Origin of the sequence: Rhodovarius sp., from assembly GCF_040399605.1 — a bacterium.
Taxonomy (GTDB): domain Bacteria; phylum Pseudomonadota; class Alphaproteobacteria; order Acetobacterales; family Acetobacteraceae; genus Rhodovarius; species Rhodovarius crocodyli_A.
The window spans coordinates 24,193-34,880 of sequence record NZ_JBBARU010000029.1; the positions used below are offsets into that span (position 1 = coordinate 24,193).

Annotated in this window: 11 protein-coding genes and 1 tRNA gene; 10 read left to right on the forward strand and 2 right to left on the reverse strand. The window is 63.7% G+C overall.

Going from position 1 to position 10,688, the window contains the following annotated elements; all coding sequences use genetic code 11:
• The first annotated feature begins 30 nt into the window (after positions 1-30).
• Complete coding sequence (locus tag ABWP84_RS09615) at positions 31-864, forward strand: SDR family NAD(P)-dependent oxidoreductase (protein WP_353211806.1); 834 nt, start codon at positions 31-33, stop codon at positions 862-864.
• On the opposite strand, the gene ABWP84_RS09620 is transcribed toward ABWP84_RS09615, so the two are convergent.
• Positions 842-1,588 (reverse strand): alpha/beta hydrolase, encoded by a 747-nt coding sequence (locus ABWP84_RS09620; RefSeq protein WP_353211807.1) that lies wholly within the window; start codon positions 1,586-1,588, stop codon positions 842-844. The two genes, ABWP84_RS09615 and ABWP84_RS09620, sit on opposite strands and share 23 nt — an antisense overlap.
• Before the next feature lie 78 nt (positions 1,589-1,666).
• Between ABWP84_RS09620 and ABWP84_RS09625 the strand changes: the two genes are divergently transcribed.
• The 9 genes from ABWP84_RS09625 (at position 1,667) to ABWP84_RS09665 (ending at position 10,250) form a co-directional block, all read left to right on the forward strand.
• Positions 1,667-2,989 (forward strand): extracellular solute-binding protein, encoded by a 1,323-nt coding sequence (locus ABWP84_RS09625; RefSeq protein WP_353211808.1) that lies wholly within the window; start codon positions 1,667-1,669, stop codon positions 2,987-2,989.
• Between the two features lie 247 nt (positions 2,990-3,236).
• Positions 3,237-4,106, forward strand: coding sequence for a sugar ABC transporter permease (locus tag ABWP84_RS09630; RefSeq protein WP_353211809.1), 870 nt, complete (start codon positions 3,237-3,239; stop codon positions 4,104-4,106).
• Positions 4,103-4,921: a carbohydrate ABC transporter permease gene (locus tag ABWP84_RS09635; RefSeq protein ID WP_353211810.1), complete on the forward strand. Its 819-nt coding sequence runs from the start codon at positions 4,103-4,105 to the stop codon at positions 4,919-4,921. The genes ABWP84_RS09630 and ABWP84_RS09635 overlap by 4 nt, the downstream gene beginning before the upstream one ends.
• Positions 4,922-5,023: 102 nt before the next feature.
• The gene (gyrA, locus tag ABWP84_RS09640; RefSeq protein ID WP_353211811.1) at positions 5,024-7,756 is read left to right on the forward strand and encodes a DNA gyrase subunit A; all 2,733 of its coding nucleotides are present in this window, start codon (positions 5,024-5,026) and stop codon (positions 7,754-7,756) included.
• Positions 7,749-8,249: a pantetheine-phosphate adenylyltransferase gene (gene coaD / locus ABWP84_RS09645; RefSeq protein WP_353211812.1), complete on the forward strand. Its 501-nt coding sequence runs from the start codon at positions 7,749-7,751 to the stop codon at positions 8,247-8,249. The genes gyrA and coaD overlap by 8 nt, the downstream gene beginning before the upstream one ends.
• Before the next feature lie 12 nt (positions 8,250-8,261).
• Entirely contained in the window at positions 8,262-8,828 is a 567-nt protein-coding gene (locus tag ABWP84_RS09650) for a peptidylprolyl isomerase (RefSeq protein WP_353211813.1), read from the forward strand.
• Positions 8,829-8,858: 30 nt separating this feature from the next.
• Positions 8,859-9,395 (forward strand): peptidylprolyl isomerase, encoded by a 537-nt coding sequence (locus ABWP84_RS09655; protein ID WP_353211814.1) that lies wholly within the window; start codon positions 8,859-8,861, stop codon positions 9,393-9,395.
• A 68-nt stretch (positions 9,396-9,463) separates the two neighbouring features.
• Positions 9,464-9,539 (forward strand) — tRNA-Lys (locus tag ABWP84_RS09660).
• A gap of 378 nt (positions 9,540-9,917) precedes the next feature.
• A complete protein-coding gene (locus ABWP84_RS09665) occupies positions 9,918-10,250 on the forward strand; it encodes a hypothetical protein (RefSeq protein WP_408904260.1) in 333 nt (110 codons plus the stop codon).
• 231 nt (positions 10,251-10,481) lie between these two features.
• Here ABWP84_RS09665 and ABWP84_RS09670 read toward each other — a convergent pair.
• The coding region (locus ABWP84_RS09670; protein ID WP_353211816.1) for a hypothetical protein at positions 10,482-10,688 on the reverse strand (207 nt) is incomplete at its 5' end.

Consider the following 10,688-nt stretch of genomic DNA (forward strand, 5'->3'; position numbering starts at 1 on the left):
TGACACGCGAACCCGGCCCAGTTTGGCTTCATGACACCACGATTGCTGATCATTGGCGGCGGCTATTCCGGAGGCGCGGTGGCGCGCGCGGCGGCGACCGCGGGTTGGGATTTGGCCGCCACCACGCGCGGCGCGCCCGGGGCGGGGCAGATCAGCTTCGCCGCGGCCGGCGCGGCTTTGGCGCAAACCACCCATCTGCTGATGACGGCACCGCCGGGCGAATCGGGCGACTCTTTCCTGGCCGCGCATGGCGCGGCATTGCCCGGCGGGCTGATCTGGGCCGGCTATCTCTCCACCACCGGGGTATATGGCGACCGTGATGGCGGCTGGGTGGATGAGGCAACACCCCCTGCCCCCGGCCAGCCGCGCAGCCTGCGTCGGCTGGAGGCGGAGCAGGCCTGGCGGGCGGCGGCTGTGGCGGGGGGCTTCGCGCTCGATATTTTCCGCGTGGCGGGGATTTATGGGCCCGGGCGCAGCGCCTTCGATGATCTGCGGGCTGGGCATGCCAGGCGGACCCATAAGCCGGGCCATGCCTTTGGGCGCATCCATGTGGAGGATATTGGCGCCGCCGTGCTGGCCGCGATGGGCCGCCCGCCTCAGGGCGCGCGGGTGCTCAACCTGACCGATGATGAGGCGGCCGAAAGTGCCGTGGTGGTGGAGCATGCGGCGGCATTGCTGGGGGTGGCGGCGCCGCCGCTGCGGGATTACGCCGAGGCGGCGGCGGGGATGAGCGAAATGGCGCGTAGCTTCTGGGCGGAGAATCGCCGGGTGGCGAATGCGGCGACCAAGGCGGCGCTAGGCATTGCCTGGCGCTACCCGACCTACCGCGAGGGGCTGGCGGCTATTCTTCGATCAGGCGGCTGACCTCCGCGATCAGCAGCGCGATATCCTGCGGGCGGGAGAGGCGATGGTCGCCATCCTTCACCAGATTGACCCGCACATCATCGCCATCAATCGCCTCGGCAAAGCGCAGCGCGTGGCGCCAGGGGACATCGGTGTCGCGCATGCCTTGCAGGATGCGGACCGGGAAACGGAAGGGCAGCGGGTTCGTCATCACCTGCTGCTGGCGGCCATCCTCGATCAGCGCGCGGGTGATGGCATAGGGCTCGCCATAGTCGGAGGGGCGGTGCCAGACGCCGTCGCGCAGGATTGTGGCGCGGATTTCGGGGGTGAATTGCGGCCACATCAGCGTTTCGGTGAAATCCGGTGCGGGGGCGATGCCGAGCATGGCATGCACCCGCTCGGGCGCGGCGCGGGCGAGCAGGGCTGCGATCCAACCGCCCATGGAACTGCCCACCAGCAGCTGTGGGCCGGTGGTCAGTTGGTCGAGCACCATTTGGGCGTCGGCGGCCCAGCGGCCGATGGTGCCATCCTCGAAGCGGCCGCCGGATTGGCCATGGCCGGCATAATCGAAGCGGCAAAAGGCCTGGCCCTTTGCGGCGGCCCAGTCGGACAGCGCCTCGGCCTTGCTGCCGGTCATGTCGGATTTGAAGCCGCCGAGGAAGACAATGCCCGGCCCCCGCCCGGCGATGCGACGAAAGGCGATGGGGGTGCCGTCTTCGGCCGGGAGCGTTCCGATGTCTTCCATCGGGCCTTCATATCACCGCTTGCGGGCGGGCACGATTCAGGGTGAGCATGGGGACCATAAAAACCGGAGGAAAGAAACATGCAGGGCATCAAGCGCCGCGACGCATTGTTGGGCGCGCTCGCCGCACCCATGGTGGTGGAGCAGGTGGGCGCGCAAAGCGCCTTTGACTGGAAGCGATTCCGTGGTGAACGCATCGAGGTCTCGGTGCAGCTTTCGCCGCGCGGCAATCTCCTCACTCAGCATAATCGCGAATTTGAGGAATTGACCGGCATCCGAGCCGGCGTCGAGGTGGTGCCCGAGCAGCAGCACCGGCAGAAGATCATCATCGAATACGCCTCTGGCCGCCCCAGCTTTGATGTGGGCGAGGTGAGCCTGCATGTGAATAAGCGTCAGGTTGGCCGGGCGCGCTGGAACACCGATATCAATGCGCTGATCGCGGACCGGACGCTCACCGCGCCGGATTTCGATTTCAATGATTTCGCCCAGGGGATGCGCGAATACGCAACCCAGGCGGATGGCCGGATGGATACCCTGCCCGCCTTCGCCGACTATTTTATTCTTTATTATAACAAAGAGTTGCTGGCGGCGAAAAACATCGCGGTGCCGACGAATTTTGATGAGATGTTCGATAGCGCCAAGCGCATCGAGGATCGCTCGCGGCAGATTTATGGCCATGTCGGCCGCGGGTTGAAAAACGCCAATGTGGTGCTGTGGAGCAGCTTTCTGCTGGGCACCCAGCAGCGTGATATGATCAATGCGCAACGGCAATTGATCACCGATACGGATGACGCGATCTGGGCAACGCGGCAATATCAGCGCTTCCTGCGCGATGCCTCGCCGCCGGGCTCCATCGGCTTCAACTGGAATGAATGCCAGACGACCTTCATGCAAGGCCGGGCGGCGATGTGGATCGACGGCATTGGCTTCGCCGCACCGCTGGAGGACCCCACCCGCTCGCGCGTGGCGGGCAAGGTGGGCTATGCCCTGGTGCCACGGGGGCCGGTTAACCATCATTGCGCGCTCTTCGGTGCGGGCTACGGCATTCCGGAAAATAGCCGCAAGAAGGGGCCGGCCTGGCTTTATCTGCAATGGGCGCTGGGCAAGCAAATGCAGCTTCGCATGTTGGCGGCGGGGGCTGGCGTGCCGGCGCGGCTCAGCCCCTTCAGCAATGAAGAGGTGATCGGCCAAAGCCGCTTCCCACGCGAGTTCTTCTCCACTTTGCAGGCATCGGGCCGCATTGCGCGGGCGGGGCTGCCGGAAATTCTGCCGGTGACAGAATTCCGCGACGTGATCGGCACGGCGCTCACCAATACCATTGGCGGGGCGGACCCGGTGGCGGAAATGCGGGCGGCGACGGCGGCGTTTAAGCCGGTGCTGGAGCGGAGCGAGCGGGAGGGTTGAGGGGGGTGAGCGTGGCCCTTGGGAGTGCTCTGCCCTCCCAAACCCTCCCGCAAGGAGCCAGGGGCTCCTTGACCGCCTTCGGTTTTATGGCGGCGGCGGGGGGTGGCCTCGGCGGTGGTTATCTCGGCGCGGTGGCGCGGCGGCCCCCTCACGCCGTCTCCATCAGATGGGATCAAAGGGCCTTTCGGCCCTTTGCGGGGGAGTTTGAGGGGGCAGAGCCTCCTCAAGGGCAGCAAGCGCCCACCCCATGACCCCACGCCGCAACTATGCCAGGCGCTATGTCTGGTTCGTCGTCCCGGCCGCCTTTGCAGTGGTCGCCACGATTTTGTTTCCCTGGCTTTTCACCATCTATGTTAGCGCCTTTGACTGGCGGCTGGGTGGAGCGCGCGAATGGGTGGGTTTTGCCAATTATACCAAGCTGTTCAGCGATGAGCGCTTTGGTTGGGCAATGCTGCGCACCCTGCTCTACACCGCCATGGCGGTGGTGTTTCCGTTGATTTTGGGGCTAGTGGCGGCCTTGGTGTTCAACCAGAAATTCCCGCTGCGGGGCCTGGCGCGCACGGTGTTTATTCTGCCCATGATGGCGACGCCGGTGGCTGTGGCGCTGGTTTGGACCATGATGTTCCACCCGCAATTGGGGGTGCTCAACTGGCTGTTGGCGCAAATTGGCATTCCGCCGAGCATGTGGGTCTATAGCCCCGATACCGTCATCCCCACCCTGGTGGTGGTGGAGGTATGGCATTGGACGCCTTTGGTGATGCTGTTGATTTTGGGCGGCCTCGCCTCACTGCCGGGGGATCCTTATGAGGCAGCGAAGATTGATGGCGCGACGGCGCTGCAATGTTTCTGGCACATCACCTTGCCGCTACTCGCACCCTATATTGTTGTGGCGCTGATCATCCGCACGATTGATGCGCTCAAGGCCTTTGATACGATTTACGTGATTACCCAAGGCGGGCCAGGCTCGGCTTCGGAGACAATCAATATTTTTCTCTACCTGCAGGCCTTCGCCTTTTACAATGTGGGCTATGCCAGTGCGGTGGTGGTGGTGTTTTTCGCCATTATTCTGGCCCTGGCGGCCCTGCTGATGTGGACGCGGCAAAGGGTGAAACAATGAAGCGGCTGCTCGGGCGTATTGGCTTTGGCCTGTCGGTGCTGGTGCTGATTTCGCCGGCCATCATGGTGTTTTTGTGGATGTTGTCGCTGTCGATGAAGACGGAGTTGGACAATACCGCCTTCCCGCCGGTGTTCATCCCCAACCCGGTGACCTGGGATAATTATGCCGAGGTCTTCGCCCGCAATGATTTTCTGCTCTATGCCTGGAACAGCGTGGTGGTGAGTTTTTCAGCCACCGGCATCGCCCTGCTGCTGGGGGTGCCGGCGGGGTATGGCATCGCCAAGATGCGGGCGATCCGGCTGGCGGGGCTTATTCTCATTGCCCGGATCACGCCGGGGCTCTCCTATCTTATCCCGCTGTTTTTGCTGTTTCAGTGGCTGGGGCTGACCGGCACGCTATGGCCCATCATCATCACCCATCTCGTCATCACCCTGCCGATTGTGGTGTGGGTGATGATCTCTTTCTTTGAGGGGTTGCCGGCGGAGTTGGAGGAGGCAGCGCTGGTGGATGGTGCCACCATCTGGCAGGCGTTTCGCCATGTGGCGATGCCGCTGGCCCGGCCCGGCATCACGGTGGCCTGCATCCTCTCCTTCATCTTTTCGTGGAACAATTTCATCTTCGCCGTGGTACTGGCGGGGCGTGAGACCCGCACCCTGCCGGTAGCGGTGAATAATATGCTGACCTTTGAGCAGATCTCCTGGGGGCCGCTCTCCGCCGCCGCCTTGCTGGTGACGGCGCCGGTGCTGATTCTCACCCTATTGGCGCAAAAACAGATTGTCGCCGGGCTGACCGCGGGCGGGGTAAAAGGCGCTTGATATATCAAAGCGTTACTACCCGCATTGGCGGGAAGGATAAGAATCTCTATACCTCTTCGATGCCTATCCTTCCCGCGATCCTGACCAGCCTGTGACCCAGCCATGAGCGATAAGCCGGAAGCCCCTGCGGGCGAGCCGCCGCGCGACGATATCGCGCCCATCGGCATTGAGCGCGAGATGCGCAAGAGCTTCCTCGATTACGCCATGAGCGTGATCGTGGCGCGCGCGCTGCCTGATATTCGTGATGGTTTGAAACCCGTCCATCGCCGCATTCTCTATGCCATGCAGGAATCGGGCTTCACCCCCGATAAGCCACATCGCAAATCGGCCCGCGTGGCGGGTGACGTGATGGGTAAATACCACCCGCATGGCGATGCCTCGATTTATGACGCCATGGTGCGCATGGCGCAGCCTTTTGCCATGCGCGTGCCGCTGATCGATGGCCAGGGCAATTTCGGCTCGATGGATGGCGATGCCCCGGCGGCGATGCGCTATACCGAGGCGCGGCTGGCCCGCTCGGCCATGGCGCTGCTGGAGGGGATTGACGAGGACACGGTCGATTTCATCCCGACCTATGATGAAAGCGGCATGGAGCCGCGGGTGCTGCCCGCCGCCTATCCCAATCTGCTGGTCAATGGCGCCAATGGCATTGCCGTGGGCATGGCGACCAATATCCCGACCCACAACCCCACCGAAGTGATCGACGCCACCCTCAAGCTGATCGAGGAGCCCGCTACCACGCTCGATGAGTTGATGCAGATCATCCCGGGGCCGGATTTCCCCACCGGGGGCATTATTCTGGGCCGTTCGGGCATTCGCTCGGCCTTTGAGACCGGCCGAGGCTCGGTGCCGCTGCGCGCCAAATGCGTCATTGAGGAGATGAAGGGCGGCCGCCAGGCCATCATCATCACCGAAATGGCCTATCAGGTGAATAAATCCACCTTGCAGGAGAAGATCGCCGAGCTGGTGCGGGCCAAGGCGATTGAGGGCATTTCCGACCTGCGCGACGAAAGCGACCGCGACGGCGTGAGGGTGGTGATCGAGCTCAAGCGCGATGCCACGGCCGAGGTGGTGCTGAACCAGCTCTATCGGATGACCCAGTTGCAGATCAGCTTCTCGGTCAATTTCCTGGCGCTGAATGATGGCAAGCCCGAGCAGATGGGGCTGATCCAGGCGCTGAAGGCCTTCCTCACCTTCCGCGAGGAGGTGATTTCCCGCCGCAGCCGGTTCCGGCTGGCGAAGGCGCGCGAGCGGGGCCATCAATTGATCGGCCTGGCGATTGCGGTGGCCAATATCGATGAGGTGATCCGCACCATCCGCCAATCGGCCGATACCGCCACCGCCCGCGCCGCCCTGATGGAGCGCAGCTGGCCGGCCGGCGATGTGGGCGTGCTGCTCGACCTGATCCAGGATGAGCGCAACGAGATCACCGCCGAGGGCACCGTGCGCCTCACCGAGGAGCAGGCGCGCGGCATTCTGGAATTGCGTCTGCAACGCCTGACCGGGCTGGAGCGGGACAAGATCACCGCCGAGTTGGATGAGGTGGGCGGGCGGATACGCGACCTGTTGGATATTCTGGGCAGCCGGCCGCGCCGGATGGAGGTCATCCAGAATGAGTTGCTGGCGGTGCGCGCGCAGATTGCCTCGCCACGCCTCACCCGCATTGATGATGCGGCGGCTGACCTGGATGATGAGAGCCTGATCGAGCCGGGGACGATGGTGGTGACCATCACCCGTGATGGCTATGTGAAGCGCACCTCGCTGGATATTTTCGACCCGCAGAATCGTGGCGGGCGCGGCCGCAGCGCCGCCGCCACGCGCGAAGATGATGTGGTGATGCGCAGCTTTGTCGCGCATACCCATCAATGGGTGCTGTTCTTCACCAGCCGCGGCATGGCCTTCCGCAGCAAGATCTGGCAACTGCCCGAGGGCGGCACGCATGGCAAGGGCCGCTCACTGCGGCAATTGCTGGCCTTGCAGGAGGGTGAGAGCGTCACCACCGTGCTGCCGCTGCCGCAGGATGAATCGCTGTGGGAAAACCTGCACCTCGTCTTCGCCACCGCCCAGGGCAATGTCCGGCGCAACAAGCTGTCGGATTTCCGCAATATGCGCGCGGCCGGCCTCATCGCCATGAAGCTGGAGGAGGGTGACACCCTGGTGGGGGTGGCCACCTGCCGCGAGGGTGATGACGTCTTCCTCGCCACCCGGGCGGGCAAATGCATCCGCTTTGTGGCCGAGGCCGAGACGCTGCGCGTCTTCGCCGGGCGCGACAGTTCGGGCGTGCGCGGCATCAAGCTGCTGGGCGATGACCAGGTGATCTCGCTGGTGGTGCTCAACCATATCAATGCCAGCGTGGATGAGCGCGCGGCCTATCTGAAATACGCCGCCGCCCGGCGCCGGGCGGGCGATGAGGCCGAGGCAGCCGCCGAGGAGAGCGCCGAGGAGGGGGTGGTTGATATCACCCTCACCCCCGAGCGGATTTCAGAGCTGGAGGCGGCGGAGCGCTTCATCCTGACCATCACCGATGGTGGCTTTGGCAAGCGCAGCTCGGCCTATCATTATCGGGTGACCGGCCGCGGCGGGCAGGGCATCACCAATATCGGCTTCTCGGCGCGCACCGGGCGCAGCGTGGTGGCCAGCTTCATTGTCGGCACGGGCGATGATGTGATGCTGGTGACCGATGGCGGTAGGCTGATCCGCCTGCCTGCCGGCCAGGTGAACACCACCGGCCGTCAGGGCATGGGGGTGAAGATGATGGGCCTGAGAGAGAACGAGTACATCACCAGCTGTTTCCCGGTGCTTGATGATGGTGAAGATGAGGTGAGCGATGCCTGAGCGTATAGGCCTGTACCCAGGCACTTTTGACCCTGTCACCAATGGCCATATCGATGTGATCGGCCGCGCGGCGCGGCTGCTGGACAGGCTGGTGGTGGGGGTTGCGATCAATACCGGCAAGGGCCCGATCTTCCCCCTCGAGGAGCGGGTGGAGCTGGTGCAGGCCGAAACCGCGCCGATTGCCACCCGCTATGGCATGATCATCGAGGTGAGACCCTTCACCGGCCTGCTGATCGCCTTTGCTAAGGAGGTGAGGGCGGGGATGATCGTGCGCGGGCTGCGTGCGGTGTCGGATTTCGATTATGAGTTCCAGATGGCTGGGATGAATCATCGGCTCGACAGCAGCATCGAGACGGTGTTTCTCATGGCCAGCGAGACCAATCAGTTCATCTCCTCACGCTTCGTGAAGGAGGTGGCGCAGATGGGCGGTGACATCACCAGCTTCGTGCCCAAACTCACCTTCGAACGCACCATGGCGCGCATTCGCGGCTAGGGAGAGACCATTATGCTTCGCCGAACCATCCTCACCACGGCGCTTGCCGCGCCTATTATCGCCCCCTTGGGCGCCGCCCGGGCGCAGCGGGCGCTGGACCCGCAGAACACCCTGCTGATGCAGTTGAAGGACGGGCTGGTGACCATCCAGCTCCGCCCCGACCTGGCACCGCAGCATGTTGAGCGGATCAAGGTGCTGACGCGCCGCGGCTTCTACAACAATATCGTCTTCCACCGGGTGATCGAGGGCTTCATGGCCCAGGGCGGTGACCCGACGGGCACCGGCATGGGTGGCTCGGACCTGCCGAACCTGCCGGCCGAATTCAGCCCGCCCAGCGTGGCGCGCTTCCTGCGTGGCACCTGCGGCATGGCGCGCAGCCAATCGCCCGGCAGCGCCAATAGCCAGTTCTTCATTATGTTCGCGCCCAGTTCCTCGCTCGATGGCCAATACACCATCTGGGGCCAGGTGGTTGCGGGCATGGAGGCCGTTGAGCGCATCAAGCGCGGTGACGCCGGCCGCAACGGTGTGGTGGTGGGGCCGGATCGCATCCAGTCCATGCGCATCGCCGCCGATAGCTGACATTTTTTTCTCACCAGATTGGATATTGCAATGACCGAAGAGACCCAAACCCCGGCGGCCGAGACCGATGCCGAGAACACCCTGCTGATGGAATTGAAGGATGGCACCGTGACCATCCAGCTGCGGCCCGATATCGCGCCACTGCATGTCGAGCGGATCAAGACCCTGACGCGGCAGGGTTTTTATAACGGCATCGTCTTCCATCGGGTGATCGAGGGCTTCATGGCCCAGGGTGGCGACCCGACGGGCACGGGCACCGGCGGCAGCGAGCTGGGCAATGTGCCGGCTGAATTCACCAATAAGGCCAAGTTCCTGCGCGGCACCTGCGGCATGGCCCGCGCCCAGAGCCCGGACAGCGCCAATAGCCAGTTCTTCATCATGTTCCAGCCCGGCTCCTTCCTGGATGGCCAATACACCATCTGGGGCCAGGTGACCGCGGGCATGGACGTGGTGGACAAGATCAAGCGCGGTGCCGGCCAGTCCGGCCAGGTGCAGAATCCGGACCGCATCATCGGCATGCGCATCGCCGCCGACGCGGCACCAGCAGCGGATAGCGCGGCTTCCTGAGGCTGGGCTGATTGACGAGATCGCCGTGCGGCTTTAACCGCACGGAAGTCCGCTTCGTGCGGGCGTGTGGGCCGGTAGCTCAGTTGGTAGAGCACGGGACTTTTAATCTCGCGGCCCCGGGTTCGAGTCCCGGCCGGCTCACCATTCTTTCCAATGATTTATTCGACATCCCGTTAAACCTTCATCTCGCCGAACCGGACATTGACCGGACACATGAGCGGGAAAGCCCCTTACTCATTCTAAATTGAAGGAGTCGGCGCGGCCTCTGTCGGTGCAGGCTAGGGCATCATCCGTTCAAACGGAATCCTTTGGACGGATAAAGATGCTCGATAAACAAAAGCGTAGAGCCTGTGCAGTGAGCCGAGGCGAACGGAACAGACTGCTAGAGCGGCGTCCCTGCTGACAGAATCGCGGGTGATTCCCGAAACGGCTGGTCTCTGATTCAAGCTATCTGCCGGGTGGGGGCCGGCAGTGATGTCGAAAGCGCGTTCGTTGGATTTGCGGCAACGCACGCTGGCCGCAGTGCTGAAGGACGGGTTGAGCCACCGGGAGGCCGCGGCGCGCTTCAAGGTGAGTGCCGCCAGCGTCAGTCGCTGGCGCGCCCTGGCGGCTGATGGTGCGGTGCCGATGCACGGCCCTCTGGGCGGCGACCGCCGCAGCCATATCGTCGAAGGCCATGCTGATGCGATGCTCACCGTGTTCCAAGCACGGCGCGACATGGCGCTGGCTGAATTGCAGGCCGAACTTGCCGAACCCGGCCTGCGCTTTGGCCTCGGCACGCTGCGGCGGTTTGTGAATCAGCACCGATCGGGATCCCACCTGCGCGCCATATTTCAATTTCAATCAGAAGATTAGGGGAAATAACGGCCGGGGTCCGGCTACGGTGCCGATTTACCGGCAGGAAAGCCAGTTATCGATCTGTCCGAATTTCCAGAGCCACTTCTCTTGGCTGCCAAGCGGCTTGAACGCACATCCGCTCAAAAGCGCAGTGGAGCGGCAACGCCCGCTGGACGATGCCGACCGCCGGCGGCTGGAGGCGCAGCGCGAGAGCCTCCAGCTCTGAACGCCGGCGGGGCGCGGAAGCGTTCAGCGCAGCTGGAATTCCTCGGCGATGATGCGGGAGACGGGCAGGCCGAGCGCACGGAACTGCGTGCGCATGTCGCGGATGAAGGCGTTGGTGCCGCAGAGCATCACGGCGTAATCGCCGAAGGGCGATGCTTCCTCATGCACGGTGGCCGCCGTCAGGCGGCCGCGCGCCTTTGACTCCCACAGCATGTAGTCCACCCAGGAATC

Coding starts and splice junctions, on each gene's coding strand:
- ABWP84_RS09625 (WP_353211808.1), top strand. CDS start 1,667: ATGCAGGGCATCAAGCGCCGCGACGCATTGTTGGGCGCGCTCGCCGCA.
- ABWP84_RS09635 (WP_353211810.1), top strand. CDS start 4,103: ATGAAGCGGCTGCTCGGGCGTATTGGCTTTGGCCTGTCGGTGCTGGTG.
- coaD (WP_353211812.1), top strand. CDS start 7,749: ATGCCTGAGCGTATAGGCCTGTACCCAGGCACTTTTGACCCTGTCACC.
- ABWP84_RS09630 (WP_353211809.1), top strand. CDS start 3,237: ATGACCCCACGCCGCAACTATGCCAGGCGCTATGTCTGGTTCGTCGTC.
- ABWP84_RS09615 (WP_353211806.1), top strand. CDS start 31: ATGACACCACGATTGCTGATCATTGGCGGCGGCTATTCCGGAGGCGCG.
- gyrA (WP_353211811.1), top strand. CDS start 5,024: ATGAGCGATAAGCCGGAAGCCCCTGCGGGCGAGCCGCCGCGCGACGAT.
- ABWP84_RS09620 (WP_353211807.1), bottom strand. CDS start 1,588: ATGGAAGACATCGGAACGCTCCCGGCCGAAGACGGCACCCCCATCGCC.
- ABWP84_RS09650 (WP_353211813.1), top strand. CDS start 8,262: ATGCTTCGCCGAACCATCCTCACCACGGCGCTTGCCGCGCCTATTATC.
- ABWP84_RS09655 (WP_353211814.1), top strand. CDS start 8,859: ATGACCGAAGAGACCCAAACCCCGGCGGCCGAGACCGATGCCGAGAAC.